13 protein-coding genes are annotated in these 19,063 nt (G+C 64.7%); 8 read left to right on the top strand and 5 right to left on the bottom strand.

Annotation, left to right across the window (positions count from 1 at the left end):
• The first annotated feature begins 30 nt into the window (after nt 1-30).
• The 5 genes from GGQ99_RS17580 (at nt 31) to GGQ99_RS17560 (ending at nt 7,362) form a co-directional block, all read left to right on the top strand.
• The gene (locus tag GGQ99_RS17580; RefSeq protein ID WP_183263534.1) at nt 31-1,566 is read left to right on the top strand and encodes a Do family serine endopeptidase; all 1,536 of its coding nucleotides are present in this window, start codon (nt 31-33) and stop codon (nt 1,564-1,566) included.
• Nucleotides 1,567-1,758: 192 nt separating this feature from the next.
• Complete coding sequence (locus tag GGQ99_RS17575) at nt 1,759-2,433, top strand: response regulator transcription factor (RefSeq protein ID WP_108609987.1); 675 nt, start codon at nt 1,759-1,761, stop codon at nt 2,431-2,433.
• Entirely contained in the window at nt 2,433-3,884 is a 1,452-nt protein-coding gene (locus GGQ99_RS17570) for a sensor histidine kinase (protein ID WP_183263533.1), read from the top strand. Before GGQ99_RS17575 ends, GGQ99_RS17570 begins: the two co-directional genes overlap by 1 nt.
• Nucleotides 3,885-6,845, top strand: coding sequence for a bifunctional [glutamine synthetase] adenylyltransferase/[glutamine synthetase]-adenylyl-L-tyrosine phosphorylase (locus GGQ99_RS17565; protein ID WP_183263532.1), 2,961 nt, complete (start codon nt 3,885-3,887; stop codon nt 6,843-6,845).
• A 67-nt stretch (nt 6,846-6,912) separates the two neighbouring features.
• Nucleotides 6,913-7,362 (top strand): EF-hand domain-containing protein, encoded by a 450-nt coding sequence (locus tag GGQ99_RS17560; RefSeq protein ID WP_183263531.1) that lies wholly within the window; start codon nt 6,913-6,915, stop codon nt 7,360-7,362.
• Between the two features lie 43 nt (nt 7,363-7,405).
• On the opposite strand, the gene GGQ99_RS17555 is transcribed toward GGQ99_RS17560, so the two are convergent.
• Entirely contained in the window at nt 7,406-9,736 is a 2,331-nt protein-coding gene (locus GGQ99_RS17555; protein WP_183263530.1) for a PAS domain-containing sensor histidine kinase, read from the bottom strand.
• A 255-nt stretch (nt 9,737-9,991) separates the two neighbouring features.
• The gene (gene pepN, locus GGQ99_RS17550) at nt 9,992-12,637 is read right to left on the bottom strand and encodes an aminopeptidase N (RefSeq protein ID WP_183263529.1); all 2,646 of its coding nucleotides are present in this window, start codon (nt 12,635-12,637) and stop codon (nt 9,992-9,994) included.
• A 151-nt stretch (nt 12,638-12,788) separates the two neighbouring features.
• Here pepN and GGQ99_RS17545 point away from each other — a divergent pair, with 151 nt between their 5' ends.
• The gene (locus GGQ99_RS17545) at nt 12,789-15,098 is read left to right on the top strand and encodes a xanthine dehydrogenase family protein molybdopterin-binding subunit (RefSeq protein WP_183263528.1); all 2,310 of its coding nucleotides are present in this window, start codon (nt 12,789-12,791) and stop codon (nt 15,096-15,098) included.
• Complete coding sequence (locus GGQ99_RS17540; RefSeq protein WP_246389639.1) at nt 15,065-16,042, top strand: DMT family transporter; 978 nt, start codon at nt 15,065-15,067, stop codon at nt 16,040-16,042. Before GGQ99_RS17545 ends, GGQ99_RS17540 begins: the two co-directional genes overlap by 34 nt.
• Nucleotide 16,043: 1 nt before the next feature.
• Here the strand turns inward: GGQ99_RS17540 and GGQ99_RS17535 are convergent, their stop codons facing one another.
• On the bottom strand, nt 16,044-16,841 hold the full coding sequence (locus tag GGQ99_RS17535) for a helix-turn-helix domain-containing protein (protein WP_183263526.1): 798 nt from the start codon (nt 16,839-16,841) through the stop codon (nt 16,044-16,046).
• A 138-nt stretch (nt 16,842-16,979) separates the two neighbouring features.
• On the opposite strand from GGQ99_RS17535, the gene GGQ99_RS17530 reads away from it, so the two are divergent.
• Nucleotides 16,980-17,381 (top strand): hypothetical protein, encoded by a 402-nt coding sequence (locus tag GGQ99_RS17530; protein ID WP_183263525.1) that lies wholly within the window; start codon nt 16,980-16,982, stop codon nt 17,379-17,381.
• Here the strand turns inward: GGQ99_RS17530 and GGQ99_RS17525 are convergent.
• Complete coding sequence (locus GGQ99_RS17525; protein ID WP_183263524.1) at nt 17,378-18,241, bottom strand: uracil-DNA glycosylase; 864 nt, start codon at nt 18,239-18,241, stop codon at nt 17,378-17,380. The two genes, GGQ99_RS17530 and GGQ99_RS17525, sit on opposite strands and share 4 nt — an antisense overlap.
• 36 nt (nt 18,242-18,277) lie before the next feature.
• A complete protein-coding gene (locus tag GGQ99_RS17520; RefSeq protein WP_246389638.1) occupies nt 18,278-18,931 on the bottom strand; it encodes a carbohydrate-binding protein in 654 nt (217 codons plus the stop codon).
• Between the last annotated feature and the right edge of the window lie 132 nt (nt 18,932-19,063).

The raw sequence follows: 19,063 nt of genomic DNA, 5'->3' as shown, positions 1-19,063 counted from the left end.
AAGGCATCCCGTTCAAGAGGATCAGAGACTATGAGCAACGCTCCCACCTCCCTTTCGCGTTCGCGCAAGCGTTTCATGGCCGCCGCCGCTTCCATTGCCCTCGCTGGCGCGATCGGTATTGGTGCAGTTGCAGGCGGAACGGCACCGGTTTTCGCCGAAGCCGTGCGTGTCGAGGCACCTCAGGCGCCAGGCTTCGCCGACGTCGTTTCGCAGGTTTCCCCCGCTGTCGTCAGCGTCCAGGTCAAGGCCAAGATTGCACCGGCATCAGACCGTGGCGACTCGCCCTTCTCAGACCAGCAGGGGTTCGACAACCTCCCCGACAACCATCCGCTGAAGCGCTTCTTCCGCCAGTTTGGCGAAGATGGCACCCAGAACCGCGCTCCGCGCTCGAACCGTGGTGACCGTGGCCAGATGAAGCCGCGTCCGGTTGCCCAGGGGTCGGGCTTCTTCATCTCCGAGGACGGCTATCTCGTCACCAACAACCACGTGGTCGAAGATGGCAGCGCCTATACGGTGGTCACCGACGACGGCAAGGAATACGACGCCAAGCTGATCGGCACCGACCCGCGCACTGATCTGGCCGTGCTCAAGGTCGAAGCCGACGCCAAGTTCACCTATGTCGGCTTTGCCGATGACGCGAAGGTGCGGGTCGGCGACTGGGTCGTGGCTGTCGGCAATCCCTTCGGCCTCGGCGGCACCGTCACTGCCGGTATCGTCTCGGCCCGCGGCCGTGACATCGGCGCTGGTCCTTACGACGACTTCCTGCAGATCGACGCTGCGGTCAACCGCGGCAATTCGGGCGGTCCCGCCTTCAACCTCAATGGCGAAGTCGTCGGCATCAACACTGCCATCTTCTCGCCTTCTGGCGGCAATGTCGGCATCGCCTTCGCCATTCCTGCCTCGACCGCCAAGCAGGTGGTGCAGGACCTGATGAAGAGCGGCAGTGTCCAGCGCGGCTGGCTCGGCGTGGAAATCCAGCCGGTCACGTCGGACATCGCGGAGTCCCTCGGCTTGAAGAGCGAGAAGGGTGCCCTTGTTGCAAGCGCCCAGGACACCGGCCCGGCCAAGAAGGCGGGCATCGTTGCCGGCGACATCATCACCGGCGTCGACGGCCAGGATGTTGCCTCGCCCAAGGAACTGTCGCGCCTGATCGCCGGCATCACGCCCGGAAAGTCGGTCGACATCACGGTCTGGCGCAATGGCAAGGCCGAAACGGTCAAGGTCGGCCTCGGCGAGATTCCGGGTGGCGACAAGCAGGCCTCTGCCGATCAGTCGGCTGAACCCGGCGAACCGACCTCGCTGGCAGACCTCGGCCTGACCGTCACGCCATCCGAGGACGGCAAGGGTCTCGTGGTCACCGATGTCGATCCGTCCAGCGATGCCGCCGATCGCGGCATCCAGGCAGGCGACGTCATCACCTCGGTCAACTCGGTCGAGGTCAAGGGTCCGGCGGACGTCTCGGCTGCCATCGAGCAGGCGGCGAAAGCCGGCCGCAAGGCAGTGCTCTTCCAGATCAGCCGTGAAGACACCAACCGCTTCGTCGCCTTGCCTGTCGGCCAGGGCTGAACGGTCTCTCCCGTCGGGCGGTTTCATCACCCCCGAGCCGCCCCGATGGGAGCTGACGGTGCCGGATAGTTTGTTAGTCTTCGTTCCGGCCCCGGCGGCAGCGGACTTCCCATCGCCCGCTGCCGCTTTCGCATGCAAGAGGAGTACGACATGGCGCCTCTGATCTCAGGCAAAATCGTTTATAACGGCGGCATGAAGATTCTCGTCATCGAAGATGACCGCGAGGCAGCGGATTATCTGCAGAAAGCTTTCGCCGAGGCCGGACATACTGCCCATGTGGCGGGTGACGGCGATTCCGGTTTCGCGCTTGCGGACGCTGGCGAATACGACGTCATGGTCGTCGACCGCATGCTGCCCCGCCGCGACGGCCTGTCGGTGATCGCCGGTCTGCGTTCGCGCGGCAATACCACCCCCGTCCTGATCCTGTCGGCTCTCGGCGAGGTCGATGACCGGGTGACCGGCCTGCGCGCCGGCGGCGACGACTACCTGACCAAGCCCTACGCCTTCTCCGAACTGCTCGCCCGCGTCGAAGTGCTGAACCGTCGTGCCCCGGCGCGCGAATCCGAGACGGTCTACCGGGTCGGCGATCTCGAACTCGACCGGCTCTCCCATTCGGTGCGGCGCTCGTCGCAGGAAATCACCCTGCAGCCGCGCGAATACCGCCTGCTCGAATACCTGATGCGCCACGCCGGCCAGGTGGTGACGCGCACGATGCTGCTCGAAAACGTCTGGGACTATCATTTCGATCCGCAGACCAACGTCATCGACGTCCATGTCTCGCGGCTGCGCGGCAAGATCGAAAAGGGCTTCGACAAGCCGATCCTGCACACTATTCGCGGCGCCGGCTACATGCTCAAGGCCGGCTGATGGCGCTCAGGCTGCCGGCCATCATGAAAACCACGGCGGCGCGCCTTTCGGCGCTCTATTTGTTGCTGTTTGCCCTGTGCGCGGTGCTCCTGGTCTTCTACATGACGTCGCTGTCGGCGCGCATGCTGTTGGCCCAGTCGCAGGAAACCATCAACGAGGAAGTCCAGGGCCTCGGCCGCGCCTACCAGCGCGGCGGCATCCCGGTTCTTGTGCGCGTGGTCGAGCAACGCTCGCGCCAGCCGGGCGCAAACCTCTATCTGCTGGCCGATCCCAACGGTCGCATCCTTTCGGGCAATGTCCAGAGCATCCAGCCCGGTGTCCTGCAGCGCGAGGGCTGGACCGCTCTGCCGTTCTCCTACGAGCGCTATGGCGAGGCCTCCGGCCGACGTTCCCAGGGCGCCGCCGAGCAGGGTGAAGTGGAAGCCGCCACCGAAGTCGGGCACAACGCCATTGCCGTGGTGCTGCGGCTGCCCAACCAGATGATCCTGATGGTCGGCCGCGACCTCGGCGAGCCCGAGCGTTTCCGCGACGTCATCCAGCGCTCGCTGATGCTGGCGCTCGGCATGATGGGGTTTGGTGGCCTGCTGATCTGGTATTTCGTCGGCCGCCGCGCGCTGAAGCACATCGACGGCGTTTCCGAGGCCAGCCGGCGCATCATGGGGGGCGACCTGAGCGGCCGCCTGCCTGTCACCGGTGCTGGCGACGAGTTCGACCGCCTGTCCGAGAACCTCAACGCCATGCTGGCCCGCATCGCCCATCTCAACGACGGGCTCAAGCAGGTCTCCGACAACATCGCCCACGATCTCAAGACGCCGCTGACGCGCCTGCGCAACCGCGCCGAAGCTGCATTGTCGGGCAAGAAGACCGGCGCCGACTATCGCGAGGCGCTGGAAGGCACCATCGCCGAATCCGACCAGCTTATCCGCACCTTCAACGCCATCCTGATGATTTCGCGGCTCGAGGCGGGCTACTCCGCCGAAACCGTGGCCAAGGTCGACTTGGCTGCGGTCGTTCGGGACGTCGTGGAACTTTACGAGCCTGTCGCCGAAGAACTGGGTGTCGGCCTCGAAGCAACGATCGACGGCGACTTTGTCGTCAGCGGCAATCGTGAACTGATCGCCCAGGCGCTTTCGAACATCGTCGACAACGCCATCAAGTATTCCGCAGGGGCAGTCGAAAAACCTCATGTCGATGTCACCTTGCGACGCGAGGGCGACGAAATCCGGGTCCAGGTCGCCGACAACGGCGAAGGCATCCCCGACGAAGGCGACCGCAAGCGCGCCACCGAGCGCTTCGTAAGGCTGGAAAAGAGCCGGTCGCAGCCGGGTTCCGGCCTTGGCCTCAGTCTCGCCAAGGCCGTGATGAAGTTTCACAATGGCCGGCTTGATCTCCTGCCCGGCAATCCCGGATTATCGGTCCTGATGGGTTTCCCCGGACCGAAGGACGAATAGATGAAAACTGCTGCCAGACAGAAAGCGACCGAATGGCGGCTGGAGCCCAAGATAGAGATCGCACCGCTCGATCCCGAACGTGCCTGGCGGGAACTGTCCGAACTCGCCGTCTTGGCCAAGGAGGAGGGCCTTGATCGGCTCGCCTCGTTCCTGAAAGCCAAGGGCCCGGCCCAAGGGTTGCTTGCCGCAGTCTTCGACCTTTCGGAGTTCATGCGCCACAGTGCCAGGCGTCAGCTCGAAATGCTCGACCGGTTGTTTGACCGGTCGATCGAGCAGCGGCTTCAGGAAATCGGCGAAGCGATCGCGGCATCCCCCAGTGAGGAGGGGGTGACGGAGGCTATGCTGATGATGCGGCTGCGCCGGCTGAAGGCGGAGGCGCATTTCCTCATCGCGCTGGCCGACCTCTCCGGCGAAGCAACCGCCTCTGCCAGCGTTCACAGGCTGAGCGAGCTGGCCGACCTTTGCACCAGTGCGGCGGTGAACTTCCTGCTCCGGGATGCGCATGACCAGGGCAAGCTCAAGCTGTCCGATCCCGACAACCCGACTGTCGGTTCCGGCTGGATCCTGCTCGGCATGGGCAAGCTCGGCGCCCACGAATTGAACTTCTCCTCCGACATCGATCTCGTCGTGTTCTTCGATCCCGAGGCACCGGCGATCATCGACCCGCTCGAAGCGACCGAGCTGTTCGCGCGCCTGACCCGGCGCCTGGTCCGCATCATGCAGGACCGTACGGAGCACGGTTATGTCTTCCGCACCGACCTGCGCCTGCGTCCCGATCCCGGATCGACGCCGCTGGCGATCTCGGTCCATGCAGCACTCCACTATTACGAAAGCCGCGGCCAGAACTGGGAGCGCGCGGCGATGATCAAGGCGCGCCCGGTGGCGGGCGATATTGCTGCCGGCGAAGCCTTCCTCAAAGAGCTGCAGCCCTATGTCTGGCGCAAATACATGGACTATGCGGCCATCGCCGACGTCCACTCGATCAAGCGCCAGATCCACGCCCACAAGGGCCACGGCGAGGTCGCCGTCAAAGGCCACAACGTCAAGCTTGGCCGCGGCGGCATCCGCGAGATCGAGTTCTTCGTCCAGACCCAGCAACTGATCGCCGGCGGCCGCTTTCCCGAGCTGCGTGGCCGCGCCACCGTGCCGATGCTCGACCAGCTCGCCGTGCGCGGCTGGATCACCATGGAAGCCCGCGACGCGCTCGAACGGCAGTACTGGTTCCTGCGCCGCGTCGAGCACGCCATCCAGATGGTCGCCGACGAACAGACCCATACCCTGCCCGAGGACGACGAGGGGCTGGAGCGCATTGCCCACATGCTCGGCTTCGCCGATGCAGTAGCCTTCTCCCAGACCTTCCGCGCCTCGCTGCAGGAGGTCGAGCGGCATTATGCGGCGCTGTTCGAAGCCGCGCCCGAGCTTTCAGCCGGCATCGGCAACCTCGTCTTCACCGGCGATGTCGACGACCCCGACACGCTGCACACACTGCGCCAGCTCGGCTTCCAGCGGCCGTCGGACATCTGCCGTGTCATCCGCAGCTGGCATTTCGGCCGCTATCGCGCCACCCAGTCGGCCGAAGCCCGCGAGCGCTTGACTGAGCTCACCCCGGCGCTGCTCGAAGCCTTCGGCAAGACGCGCCGGGCCGACGAGGCACTGATGCGCTTCGACGAGTTCCTCGCAGGACTGCCGGCAGGCATCCAGCTGTTTTCGCTGCTCCAGTCCAATCCGGCGCTGCTCAAGCTGCTCGCCACCATCATGGGTGCCGCCCCCCGGCTTGCCGCCATCATCACGCGCCGGCCGCACGTCTTCGACGGCCTGCTCGATCCCGCATTGCTGTCCGAACTGCCCAACCGCGCCTATCTCGCGACCCGTCTCTCGGCATTCCTCGAAAGCACCCGGCTCTACGAGGACGTGCTCGACCGCCTGCGCATCTTCGCCGCGGAACAGAAGTTCCTGATTGGCGTCCGTTTGCTGGCCGGTGCGATCGATCCGGCACGTGCCGGCAAGGCCTTCTCCGATCTCGCCGACCTGACCGTGGGTGCTGCCCTTGAAGCCGTCGAGGCCGAGTTCGCCCGCCGCCATGGCAAGGTGGCAGGCGCCCGGGTGGCGATCTTGGGCATGGGCAAGCTCGGCAGCCGCGAACTGACCGCCGGTTCCGACGTCGACCTGATCCTGCTCTACGACCACCTTGAGAGCGCCGAGGAATCCGACGGCGACAAGCCGCTTGCCCCCTCGCACTACTATGCCCGCATGACCCAGCGCCTCATCGCGGCGGTATCCGCCCCGACCGCGGAAGGTGTGCTCTACGAGCTGGATCTCCGGCTGCGCCCTTCGGGCAACAAGGGGCCGGTCGCGACCCACATCTCGTCCTTCCGCAAATACCAGCGCGAGGAAGCCTGGACCTGGGAACACATGGCGCTGACGCGCGCGCGGCCCATCGCCGGGAACGCCTCGTTGTGCGCCGAGGTCGAAGCCGAGGTGGCCTCCATCATCGCCTTGCCGCGCGATACCGCCAAGGTTGCCGCCGAGGCGCGCGACATGCGTCAGATGATCGAGGACGAAAAGCCGCCGCACGACCTCTGGGACATCAAGCTTGTGTCCGGCGGGCTGATCGACCTCGAATTCATCGCCCAGGTGGCGGTGCTGACCGGCAGGATCGAAGGAGAGGGCCATGCCACCGGCACGGCCGACACGCTTCACCGGCTCGCGCCCGGCTTTGCCGATGCGCAGGTGCGGCAGGACCTGGTCCAAGCCTATGGGCTCTATTCGGCCATCACACAGATGACGAGGCTGTGCCTCACCGGTGCGTTCGAGCGGAACGATGTTCCGCCGGGGCTGTCGGACCTGCTGCTTGCGGCAACCGACCTTCCCGATTTCGGCGTGCTGGAGGCACATCTCAAGGAGACGTCGCAAACGGTCAGGACACACTTCGACCGTTTGCTTCGTGCGAAGCGCAAGTGAGGGCGGTGGGACGCCACGCTTGGGCTTCGATCAGCATCGGGGGTGTCGATGCAACAGGAGAAACCCCATGAGCAAGTCAACGAAGATCGCCATCGCCTTTCTCGCCCTCGCGGGCACGGCCGGCACCTCCGCCTTCGCCGCCGCACAGCCCTCGCGCGGCCAGGGCATGAAGCCGCAGATGCGCTTCGAGCGGGCCGATGCCGACAAGAGCGGTGACGTCACCTTCGAGGAGTTCACGGCGGCGATGAACGAGCGGCTGGTCGACGCCGACGGCAATGCGGACGGCAAGATCACCGTCGCCGAGGTGGCCGACCAGATCCAGCGCATGCGCGCCGAGCGCATGGCCGAACGTCTCATCAAGCGGTTCGATGCCAATGGCGACGGCGAACTGACCAAGGCGGAGATCGAATCGCGCCAGAAGAAGATGTTTGCGCTGATGGATCGCAACGACGACGGCAAGATCGTCAAGGACGAGATGCCGACCCGCAACGGGCATGGCAAGCGTCACCAGCAGTAACGCCGGCTTGCCGCCCCGGGGGGCTTTGACCTCCGGGGTGGCCTCAGGCTGCCTTGGCCAGCCGCTCGATCCGGCGCACCGGTATGCGCACCGAAACGATCGTTCCGACGCCTTCGGTGGACCTGATTTTCAGCGCGCCGCCATGCAGCTCGGCTAGCGAGCGCGAAATGGCGAGGCCGAGGCCTGAACCTTCGTGGTTCTTCGAGAACTGGTTCTGCACCTGCTCGAACGGACGGCCGAGCTTGCCCAGCGCGTGCTTGGGAATGCCGCAGCCATTGTCTTCGATGCTCAGTGTCAGCGCGCCCGAGGCGTTGCGTGCCCGCACCGTGATGCGGCCGCCCTGGCCGGTGAACTTCACCGCGTTCGACAGAAGGTTGATGACGATCTGCTTGATCGCGCGGCGGTCGGCGAACAGCGTCATCTGCTCGGCGATCTGTGTCTCGACGGTGATCGATTTCTGCGCCGCCTGCAGCGAGACGACCCTGACCGTCTCGCGGATCAGCGGGCAGAGGTCGATCTCTTCGCGATCCATCGAGAACTGGCCGGCCTCGATCTTCGACATGTCGAGGATGTCGTTGATGACGCCCAGGAGATACTTGCCGCTGGAGTTGATGTCGCGGGCATATTCCTCGTAGCGCGGCGAGCCGAGCGGTCCGAACAGCCGTCCCTCCATCAGCTCCGAAAAACCGATCACCGCGTTGAGCGGCGTACGAAGCTCATGCGACATGTTGGCGAGGAATTCCGACTTGGCGCGATTGGCCGCCTCGGCGCGCTCGGTTTCCTTCATGTACTTGCGGTTGAGCTCGACCAGTTCGCCCGAGCGTTCCTCTTCGGAGCGTCGCGCCAGGCTGAGATCGTGGATCGTCGCCATCAGCCGGCGCTCGCTCTCCATCAGCTTGTCTTGGTGCTGCTTGATCTGGGTGATGTCGGAACCGACAGAAACAAGGCCGCCGTCGCGGGTGGTCAGTTCGTTGACCTGCAGCCAGCGCCCGTCCGCCAACTGGCGTTCATAGGACGCGCCGGCACGCGGGCCGTTGGCGCTGGCCAGCCGCCGCTCGGACACGAATGCGACCATGCGCTCTTCGAGATCTTGGCGGGCCGTACCCGGCAGCACGTCGCGGTCGCTCAGGCCGTTGTCGTGCTGGTATTTCGAATTGCACATCACCAGCCTGTCGCTGGCGTCCCAAAGCACGAAGGATTCGGTGATGTTCTCGATCGCCGCCCGCAGCCGCTGGTCCGCGGCCTCCGAGCGCAGCGCCAGATGCCGCTGCTCGGTAATGTCGACGGCAATGCCGGTCATCTGGATCTCGGGCGCTTCGGGGTCGACGACCTGGGCGCGGGCGCGCATCCACACCCAGCGCCCATCGGCATGGCGCATGCGGAAGACTCGGTCGATATGGTCGACTTCGCGGGCCACCACCTGGTTGGCCAGTTCGAACAGGTCGCCGTCTTCGGGGTGGATGATGCGCGCCACTTCGCCGAACGACAGCATCGCCTCGCAGGCCTCGTAGCCGAGCAACTGGTACATCGAGCCCGACCAGTACATCTTGCCTCGAACCATGTCCCAATCCCACAGCCCGCATTTGCCGCGGACAAGGGCGAGATCGATGCGCTCATGCGCTTCGAGATAGATGCCGTCGGCGGCCTGGGCGCGCGCCGCCTGGCTGAAATAGGCATAGAGGATGATGATCAGGATGCCGGCCGTCATCACGAACAGCGCGACGTTGAGCGACACCGTCTTGCGCCAGTCGGCGAACACGGCCTCCTTCGGCACCATGGCCGCCGCTGCCGCCCGCTTGTCGTCGGCGAGGCTGACCGCAGCCAGCCAGTCCTGGCCGCCGATGCGGATGTCCATCACGCCGGCGCGGTCGCCGAACATGAACAGCGGCTGCCCGCCCGAGATGATGGCGTCGAGTGACTGGCCCTGCCAGCCGGTCGACTGCGGGCTGACCGCGACGACGCGGAAATTCCCGTCGGTCAGCGCAATCACATGGCTGCGGCTCAGCGTGCCTTGCTGGCTCGTGCGCTCGAGCAGGTCATGGCTGGCGGCGGCGAAGGGCACGTCGGTCGTGGCGCCTGCCATCAGCGAGTTGACCAGCTCACCGGCCGAAAGCGCCAGGATAGCCTTGGCGTTGCGTTCGACATCGTCGCGCAGGGCCATCATCGACAGGAAGCGCGCACCGGCAACGACGATCAGGAAGATGACGATCAGTGTCGGAATGGAGCGGCGAAGCAGCGGCTCGGCGGCAAGGAGCCGGCGGTACGCGGGCTCCGCGATAAGACGTGCATTGCCCGACAGGCCAGCGCCACGCGCCTGCCTGCGACGGCCAAAAGCAGTCTCATCGGGCGCGCCCCACGCGTCCGCCTTTGCCATAAATGGCTCCCCAAATCCCGTTTCCTGGTAGATGATCCGGCATACACCGAACTTCCGAATCGTCACTAAAGAATCAAAGCTGATTCGCCTTGTCCAGTGGGGCGGGGGAAAAAGATTAAAATTCGGCTAAAAGTCAGCGGAATGAGCGGCGCAGCAAAACGGCGGCCCCTGTTTCGGGAGCCGCCGCGTTCTGGAACATTGCCCTGGGAAGCGAATTCAGGTCAGATCGGCCTCGCCTGAATTTCTCGGCGCTTGTCAGGCCAACGTGCGTTCGATGATGTCGCGCAGATCGGCCGACAGCCCTTCCTTGGCTTGCATCGAGAGCAGGGCCGCACGCGCCTTTGCCTGGCGCTTGGGTTCGAGCGAACGCCATGACCTGAGCGCGGTGGCGAGGCGTGCGGCGACCTGCGGATTGCGCTTTTCCACCGTCAGTACGGATTCCGCGAAGAACGTGTAGCCGGCACCGTCGGCGCGGTGGAAACCGGTCTGGTTGGCGCTGGCAAAGCCGCCGATCAGCGAGCGCACCCGGTTGGGGTTGGCAATCGAGAAGGCCGGGTGCTCTGTGAGTGCCTTGACGGCATCGACTGCGCCGGCGCCGGGGGCTGTCGCCTGGATCATGAACCACTTGTCCATGACCAGTGGATCGCCGCGATAGCGCTTGTCGAATTCGGCCAGCGCCTCCTTCGCTTCCTCCGTGCCGGCATGGCGATGTGCCAGCACGGCAAGGGCGGCCGCACGGTCGGTCATGTTGGTTGCCGAGGCGAAATGCGCTGCCGCGCGCGCGGCGCCGCCCGGCAGGATGGCGAGATAGTCGAGCAGCGTGTTGCGCAGCGCCCGCCGGCCAGCACTTGCGGCGTCCGGCGAGAACGGACCCGACATGCGCAAATTGTCGTAAAGCTGCGAAAAGACTCCGCTGTTGCCTTCCGCCATCTTGCGCGCCAGCGCCTCGCGTCCGGTGAAGATGGCATCGGGGTCGATGTTCTTGCCGATATCGCGGGCAATGTCGGCTTCGCCCGGCATGGCCAGCGCCAGTGCCCGGAACGCATGTTCGAGCGAGCCGTCGCCGGCGATGCGTCCGGCCAATGCCGCCAGGTCGGCGCTCAACTCGGGCCGCTTGCCGCCGAGGATGTCCTTGAAGGCACCGATGGTGGCGTCGGTCAGAAGCGTGTTGAATGCCTGCCAGCGCGAGAACGCATCGCTGTCGTGCGAGGCGAGGAAGATCTGGTCCTCCGGGCGCTGCTCGACGGTCAGCGTGATCGGTGCCGAAAAGCCGCGGTTGACCGACAGCACCGGCCGTTCGCTCACTCCGGAGAAGGTCACTACATGCTTGCGCTTGCGGACGTGGATGACGCCGTTTTCGACGGTCGCACCCTCGGCGCTGCCATAGGCCATGTCCTTGCCGTCGGCGCCGACGAGGCCGAAGGCGAGCGGGATGTGCATCAGCCGCTTGCGGCTTTCCGCAGGCGTCGGCGGCACCGATTGCTCGATCTCGATGGTGAATTCTGCCGTGGCTGGGCTATGCGATGCCGTCACGCTGAGGTTCGGCGTACCCGCCTGATGGTACCAGAGCGCGAACTGCGACAGGTCGCGGCCCGACACGTCCTCGAACACCTTGAGGAAGTCCTCGATGGTCGCGGCATCCCCGTCATGGCGCTCGAAATAAAGGTCCATGCCTTTGCGGAAGGTCTCCGCGCCCAGCACCGTGCGGATCATCCGCACCACTTCCGAACCCTTCTCGTAGACGGTTGCCGTGTAGAAGTTGTTGATCTCGCGATAGCGCCTGGGGCGAACCGGATGCGCCAGCGGCCCTTGGTCCTCGGGGAACTGGTGGGCGCGCAGCGTGCGCACCTCGGCGATACGCTTGACCGGCCGCGAGCGCTGGTCGGCGGAAAACTCGTGGTCGCGGAAGACGGTCAGCCCTTCCTTGAGGCAGAGCTGGAACCAGTCGCGGCAAGTGATTCTGTTGCCTGTCCAATTGTGGAAATATTCATGCGCGATGATCGCCTCGATATTGGCGAAGTCGGCGTCCGTCGCGGTCTCCTCGTCGGCAAGCACGTACTTGTCGTTGAAGATGTTGAGACCCTTGTTCTCCATCGCGCCCATGTTGAAATCGGACACGGCGACGATGTTGAAGACGTCGAGATCGTATTCGCAGCCGAACACCTCTTCGTCCCATTTCATCGATCGGCGCAGCGAATCCATGGCGTAGCCGGCCTGGTTCTCCTTGCCGTGCTCGACATAGATGCCGAGCTCGACCTCTCGGCCCGAAGCCGTGACGAAGCGGTCCTTGATGCAGCCGAGGTCGCCGGCGACCAGCGCGAACAGGTAGGACGGCTTGGGGAAGGGGTCGTGCCAGACCGCATAGTGCCAGCCGTTGGCGAGATCGCCAAGCTCGACCGGATTGCCGTTGGCCAGCAGTAGCGGCGCCTCGGCGCGCTCGGCCTCGACGCGCACGGTGTAGACCGACAGGATGTCGGGCCGATCGAGGAAATAGGTGATGCGGCGGAAGCCCTCCGCCTCGCACTGGGTGCAATAGACCTTGCTGGAGCGATAGAGGCCCATCAGCGCCTCGTTGCGCGATGGTGCAAGCTCGGTCTCGATCAGCAAGGTGAAATGCCCTGAGGCCGGTGGGGTGTAGATGACCAGCCGCTCGGGCGTGGCGTCGAAATTGGCGGCATCGACCGTCTCGCCGTCGATTTCGATCCGGCGCAATGTCAGCCCGTCGCCGTCGAGTTCCAGTTGCACCGGCTTGTCGACGCCAGCGCGCCGCTCGATCGTCAGCCTTGCCACCACCCTTGTGTTGTCTGCGCCGAGGCGGAAGTCGAGTTCGGTCCTGGGGATCAGGTAGTCGCTCGGCCGGTAATCCTCGAGACGAAACACCTGTCCGGTATCAGTGCGCATGTGGTGGGCCTTCCTGTCGACGTCCGAACGCTGGCTGCATGCTGGTAGAACAAATATGCGGCCGCTGCTCTTTACACGAAACGCCCCCTCGGCAAAACTGTTCGGGACCGCACATTTGCTGCGCTCCTCCACCAATCCTCACGGGGCAGATATGACTATCGTCACGCCGAAATTCGGGATGGGCGCATCCGTTTTGCGCCTCGAGGACGCGGCATTCATCACCGGCACGGGTCGCTACACCGACGACATTGCCCCGGAATCGCAACTCCACGGCTATGTCCTGCGTTCGCCGGTCGCCAAAGGCAGCTTCAAGATCGGCTCGGTCGAAGACGCACGCGCCGCACCCGGGGTTCGCCTGGTGCTGACCGGCGCCGATGTCGTCCATCTCGGCGAACTCAAGTCGATGGTCATGCAGAAGCAACCCGACGGCAGCCGTGCGCCGACCCGCGACATCCCGATCCTGTGCGGCGACCGGGTCAACTATGTCGGCGATGCCATAGCCTTCGTTGTCGCCGACACCAGGGCGTTGGCGCAGGATGCCGCCGAACTGATCGAGGTCGATTATGACGGCGAAGACGCTGCGGCCAATACAGCGACCGCGCTGGACGACGAGACGCCGCTGGTCTGGCCCGAACTCGGCTCAAACCGCGCCTTCACCTACCATCTCGGCGACAAGGACAAGACCGACAAGGCTTTCGCCAGCGCCGACCATGTCACCCGCATAGAGTTCATCAACAACCGCCTGATCTGCAACTACATGGAGCCGCGCTCGGCCATCGGCGAGTGGCGCACCGACGAGGACCGTTTCGTGCTGACCACCGGTTCGCAGGGCGTGCATTCGATGCGCAACGTCCTGACCGGGCAGGTCTTCGGCATAGCCGCCGACAAGCTTCGCGTCATAACCCCCGACGTCGGCGGCGGCTTCGGCACCAAGGCTTTCGTCTATCGCGAACACGCGCTGGTGCTTGAGGCCGCCAAGCGGCTCGGCCAGCCGGTCAAATGGGCGAGCGACCGCACCGAGCATTTCCTCACCGACGCGCAGGGGCGCGACAACGTCGTCGCCGCCGAAATGGCGATGGACGGCAACGGCCGCTTTCTTGGCCTGCGCGTCGAACTGCTCTCCAATGTCGGTGCCTATGTCTCGCAATACGGTCCTGTTATCGCCCATATCGGCGCCAGCATGTCGACCGGCGTCTACGACATCGAGGCGCTCGATGTGGCGATTACGGGCGTTTACACCAACACCTGCCCGGTCGATGCCTATCGCGGAGCAGGGCGCCCGGAGGCCGCACTCCTGGTCGAAAAGCTTGCCGATGCCTGCGCTCACGAACTTGGCCTGACGGTCGACGAGATCCGCCGCCGCAACTTCATCCGCCCGGAACAGTTCCCCTACCGGACCCAGACAGGCCGGCTCTACGACGTCGGCGAATTCGAAGCGCACATGGAGCTTTCCATGCAGCGCGCCGGCTGGGAAGGCTTCCCCGAGCGGCTCGCCGAGGCGAAGCAGCGGGGGAAAATCCGCGGCATCGGCATGGCGACCTACATCGAAGCCTGCGCTTTCGCCGGGTCCGAACCCGCGCGCGTCGAGCTCAATGCCGACGGCACGGTCTCGGTCTTCATCGGCACCCAGTCCAACGGCCAGGGCCACGCCACCGCCTACGCCCAGTTCGTGTCGGAAAAGCTCAATCTCGAGGTCGCCAGGATCAGCGTCCACCAAGGCGATACCGACCAGCTGCCCAGCGGTGGCGGCACCGGCGGTTCCCGTTCGATCCCGCTCGGCGGCGTCTCGGCCTCCCGCGCTGGCGAGGCATTGGCGGAGAAGCTCAGGAAGCTCGCCGCCGATGAACTCGAGGCCGCGGCCGCCGACATCGAACTGGAAAACGGCGAGGCACGCATCGTCGGCACCGACCGCGCTATCGGTTTCGCGGCGCTTCATGCCGCGGCGAAAAACCCGGACGATCTCAAGGCGATGGGCGAGTTTGTTCAGCACGAGGCCACTTATCCCAACGGCACCCATATCTGCGAGGTCGAGATCGATCCCGAGACTGGCGCCACCGAGGTCGTGGCCTACACCATCGTCGACGACTTCGGCATGACGGTAAACCCGCTGCTGCTGGCAGGCCAGGTCCACGGCGGCGTCGTCCAGGGCATCGGCCAGGCCCTGTCGGAAGAGGCGGTCTACGGCGAGGACGGCCAGCTTCTGACGGCGAGCTTCATGGACTACACCATGCCGCGCGCCGACTCCGTGCCGTCCTTTCATTTCGAGACGCGCAACGTGCCCTCGACCACCAATGCCATGGGCATGAAGGGCGCCGGCGAGGCCGGCACCATTGGCGCGACGCCGGCCGCACTCAATGCCGTCACCGATGCGCTCCACCGGGCCTACGGCATAGGCCATGTTGAAATGCCGGCGACGCCCGCGCGCGTATGGGCAGCGATAGAGGCGGCCAGGGTGAAGTGAAGCATCAAGTGGTTCATCAGGCTTTGTCGCCGCTTACAGGTATCGCGCTCAAGGTCATTTCGGTGGCAATCTTCGTCGGCATGTCGACCAGCATCAAGCTGGCCGGCCAGGTGCCCGCCGGCCAGATCGTCTTCTTCCGGTCCTTCTTCGCCATTTTTCCGATCCTGGTCTTTCTCGCCTGGCAAGGCGAGTTGCGCACGGCGGTCGTGACCACGCGGCCGTTCGGGCACATCATGCGCGGGCTGGCCGGGGTCACGGCGATGGGTTTCAGCTTCTTCGCGCTGACGCAACTGCCGCTGCCGGAGGCGATCACGCTGAACTATGCCCAGCCGCTGCTGGTCGTCGTCTTCAGCGCCATCATCCTCGGCGAAAACGTTCGCGCCTATCGCTGGACTGCGGTCGCGATCGGTCTTGTCGGCGTGCTGATCGTGTCATGGCCCAATCTGACGCTGTTTACCTCGCCCGAAGGCGTGAGCGACAAGGCGGCGATGGGCGCGGTGGCCGCCATTGTCGGCGCGGCACTTTCGGCCATCGCCATGCTGCTTGTCCGCAACCTGGTCCATACCGAACGCACCGCGACGATCGTGCTGTGGTTTTCGTTGACCGCCAGCATCATGGCCCTGTTCAGCATCCCGTTCGGCTGGCAGTCGCTGACCTGGGAACAGACGGCGCTGCTCGTCACCAGCGGCTTCTGCGGCGGCATCGCGCAACTGTTCATGACCGAGGCCTACCGCCACGCCGAGGCGTCGACGGTCGCGCCGTTCGAATACACGTCGCTGCTGCTCGGCATCGTCGTCGGCTATCTCGTCTTCGGCGATCTGCCGACGCTGTACACGCTGGTCGGTGGTGTCATCGTCGTCGGCGCCGGCATCTTCATCATCTGGCGCGAGCGGCGTCTCGGCATCGAGCGCCAGGCGGCCAAGAAGGCTGCCCCGCCGCAATAGCTCATTGCTTGGCCAGTGCCCTGAGATGGGCCGCCGTCTCCTCGTCGGCGGGGAAGAAGGATTCGATCGCCAGTTCCGACAACGTCACGTCGAGCGGCGTGCCGAATACGGTGATCGTGCTGATGAAGGACAGCACCGTATCTCCCATGCGAAGCCTTAGCGGATGGGCGATCGCCTGCGGATCGGCCTGAATCGGGCGGCCCGTGCGCGGCCCGTCGGGATAGCCCAGCAGCTCCCGCTCCAGCGCTTCCAGCACCGGATCGCCGGCGGTGTCGTTCTGGTGCTTGAGACGCTCGATCAGGTGCGAGCGCCATTCGTGCAGGTTGACGATGCGCGGCGCCACGCCTCTCGGATGCAGGCTGAGCCTCAGCACGTTGACTGGCGGCTCGAGCAGCGAGGCGTCCTCCACGCCTGCGAGCATCGGGGCAAGCGCCGCATTGCCCTCGATCAGGTTCCAGTGCCGGTCGACGGCGATTGCAGGGTAGGGCTCGTGGCCTTTGAGCACCATGCGCACCGCGTCCATGGCCGGCGCCAGCGACGGGTGGTCGAGTGGTCTTTCGCCGAAGGTCGGCGCGTATCCGGCGGCCAGCAGCAGCTGGTTGCGCTGGCGCAGCGGGATCGACAGCCGTTCGGCCAGGTGAAGAACCATGTCGCGCGACGGAGCCGACCGCCCGCTTTCCATGAAGCTCAGGTGCCGCTGCGAGATTTCGGCTTCCATGGCGAGATCGAGTTGGCTCATGCGCCTTCTGGTACGCCATTCGCGGATCAGGCCGCCTACGGGGTTTTGTGTCGTTGCCATCCACTCAACCTAAGCGGCATGGGTACTTATTGCTATTACCTCCGGCGTAATCGCCTTGGCCCAGTTCCGGTGGGATGTTCGGCATCAGGAAGGCGGTCGCAGACAGCCTCCGCCACAACCGAGCCAGGAGCTTTAGCCATGTCGATTACCGTCACCCCTTTCCTCCGCAACGTCCTCTTCGCCGACGCCCTGGTCAGCGGCGCCGCTGGCATCCTGATGATGCTTGGCGCCCCGTTGCTGTCGCCGCTCCTTGGCCTGCCGCAGGATTTGCTGTTCTGGGCCGGCCTGGCGCTGGTGCCGTTTGTCGCCATGTTGGTGGTTCTTGCGCGGCGAACCGCCGTTTCGAGGCTGCTGATGATCGACATCGTCGCCATCAATGGCCTTTGGCTGGTCGGCAGTCTTGCCCTGTTGCTCTCTGGCACAGTGCAGCCGACGATGCTCGGCACAGCCTTTGTCGTCGTCCAGGCGCTGGCGGTCGCGGTGTTTGCTGAACTGCAGTTCATCGGCATCCGCCGCGCAGCTGCCACCGCCTCCTTTTAGAGGCTGCCCAGTTCCCGCAGCTTCGCTTTGACCTCGAGGAAGTCCCGCCACGCAAGTTTCTTGTGGGCGGGATTTCTGAGCAGATAGTCCGGATGCAGCGTCGGCATGACGGGAATGACCGTGCCATCCGGTGTCGTGTGGTTTTTCCAGGTGCCGCGAACGCGCAGGATGACGTCAGGCGAACCAGTCAAGACCTTTGCCGGCGGCCCGTCCAGCGTCACCAGAACCTTGGGTTTGACGAGCGCTATCTGGCGTTCGATGAACGGCCGGCAGATCTCGGTCTCATGTGGCGTCGGCGCACGGTTGCCGGGCGGACGCCACGGAATCACATTGGCGACATAGGCCGATGTCCGGTCGAGGCCGATTGCCGCCAGGATGCGGTCGAGCAACTGCCCAGAACGTCCGACGAAGGGCAGGCCCTCGAAATCCTCGTCGCGGCCGGGCGCTTCGCCGACCAGCATCAGGTCCGCATCCGGGTTGCCGTCGGCAAACACCATGCTCTTGGCCGTGGCCTTGAGATTGCAGCCTTCGAAGCCTTCCATGATCTGCCTGAGCTCGTCGAGCGTCGCTGCCTTTGCGGCGATCTCGCGCGCGGCGGCTGCCTGGGCTTCGTCGGGCACCGCTGCGGATACGGCCGGGCGCGGCGGCGGTGCACTCCTGTCGGCTCTTGCCGGCTCGGAGCGAACCGCGCCCTGCGGGCTTTGTTGGGCAGACCCTTGGACAGCCACTGCCTGGCGCTGCGCGTTTTCGGCAAATCTGTCGACAGGGTCGTCCAGTAGTGCGTCGTCGACGCCTGCCGACGCATAGAAGGCGAGCAGATCGCGCAGATCCGGACGTTCATTTCCCGAAAGTGAGGCCATGCCCCAGTTTCGGCGTTACGCCGGCGATTTGCAAGTTCATGACGACGGGATGCGCGGGTCCTGCACCAGATAAAAGCGCCAGCGCGGCGTGTAGTCGGTCACCAGGAAGCTGAAACCGACCATGGCGCGAGGGTCGACCTTGCCATCTGTATAGCGCAGGCGGTCGTAGGGCTCGAAGTCGCGGCTGTACTGGGCAAAGCTGTCCGATGAAATGTTGGCGTTGTCGGTCCGCCTCTGGTCGAAGGACAGCCCGTCGCCGAAAACGCTGGCATGTCCTTGTAATTCCTGCAGCTCGAACTCGAACTCCACCCAGGCTTGGCCGCTGTTGTTCAGCGCTTCGACGCGCACGAACATGATGCCGCTGGCGTAAAATCCCGAACTGTCGAAGGGTCTGATCGGCCGGGTCGTCCTGATCGTCAGCGTCACCGGTGTCGCCGACTGCAGTTCTTCCTTGATGACGAAGGGATCTTCGCGCGTTCCGGTGCCCGAAACCGAGGTGATGCGAAAGCCGCCCAACTCGTCGGAGAACGAATAGGCGCCGGCATTCCACACCTTCTGGTCCGCTTCGGTCTCTTGAGAGCGACTTTCATCGCTCAGCCATGTCGCAATAAGAAGGGCGGCCCCAGCCAGGATGTGGCGTCTAGGGTGACGGCGCTTCGGTCCGGTCCTGCAAGGCACGTATGGGCGCATGAAGAATCAATGGGCGAATAGGCTGTTGAACACACCTGAAAACAGACAGTACGGGGCGGCGAATGCTGCCGAAAGGTGAAATCTTTTGACCTTTACGTTAACGTAAGATAATTCATCGTCGGGAGGAACGTC

Source organism: Aminobacter niigataensis, from assembly GCF_014200015.1.
Lineage (GTDB): Bacteria > Pseudomonadota > Alphaproteobacteria > Rhizobiales > Rhizobiaceae > Aminobacter > Aminobacter niigataensis.
This window is presented reverse-complemented; position numbering and strand designations above follow the sequence as displayed.

What these genes read in the sequence shown, in the direction of transcription:
- GGQ99_RS17580 (WP_183263534.1), top strand. Translation starts at nt 31, where the DNA reads ATGAGCAACGCTCCCACCTCCCTTTCGCGTTCGCGCAAGCGTTTCATG.
- GGQ99_RS17575 (WP_108609987.1), top strand. Translation starts at nt 1,759, where the DNA reads ATGAAGATTCTCGTCATCGAAGATGACCGCGAGGCAGCGGATTATCTG.
- GGQ99_RS17570 (WP_183263533.1), top strand. Translation starts at nt 2,433, where the DNA reads ATGGCGCTCAGGCTGCCGGCCATCATGAAAACCACGGCGGCGCGCCTT.
- GGQ99_RS17565 (WP_183263532.1), top strand. Translation starts at nt 3,885, where the DNA reads ATGAAAACTGCTGCCAGACAGAAAGCGACCGAATGGCGGCTGGAGCCC.
- GGQ99_RS17560 (WP_183263531.1), top strand. Translation starts at nt 6,913, where the DNA reads ATGAGCAAGTCAACGAAGATCGCCATCGCCTTTCTCGCCCTCGCGGGC.
- GGQ99_RS17555 (WP_183263530.1), bottom strand. Translation starts at nt 9,736, where the DNA reads ATGGCAAAGGCGGACGCGTGGGGCGCGCCCGATGAGACTGCTTTTGGC.
- pepN (WP_183263529.1), bottom strand. Translation starts at nt 12,637, where the DNA reads ATGCGCACTGATACCGGACAGGTGTTTCGTCTCGAGGATTACCGGCCG.
- GGQ99_RS17545 (WP_183263528.1), top strand. Translation starts at nt 12,789, where the DNA reads ATGACTATCGTCACGCCGAAATTCGGGATGGGCGCATCCGTTTTGCGC.
- GGQ99_RS17540 (WP_246389639.1), top strand. Translation starts at nt 15,065, where the DNA reads ATGGGCAGCGATAGAGGCGGCCAGGGTGAAGTGAAGCATCAAGTGGTT.
- GGQ99_RS17535 (WP_183263526.1), bottom strand. Translation starts at nt 16,841, where the DNA reads ATGGCAACGACACAAAACCCCGTAGGCGGCCTGATCCGCGAATGGCGT.
- GGQ99_RS17530 (WP_183263525.1), top strand. Translation starts at nt 16,980, where the DNA reads ATGTCGATTACCGTCACCCCTTTCCTCCGCAACGTCCTCTTCGCCGAC.
- GGQ99_RS17525 (WP_183263524.1), bottom strand. Translation starts at nt 18,241, where the DNA reads ATGGCCTCACTTTCGGGAAATGAACGTCCGGATCTGCGCGATCTGCTC.
- GGQ99_RS17520 (WP_246389638.1), bottom strand. Translation starts at nt 18,931, where the DNA reads ATGCGCCCATACGTGCCTTGCAGGACCGGACCGAAGCGCCGTCACCCT.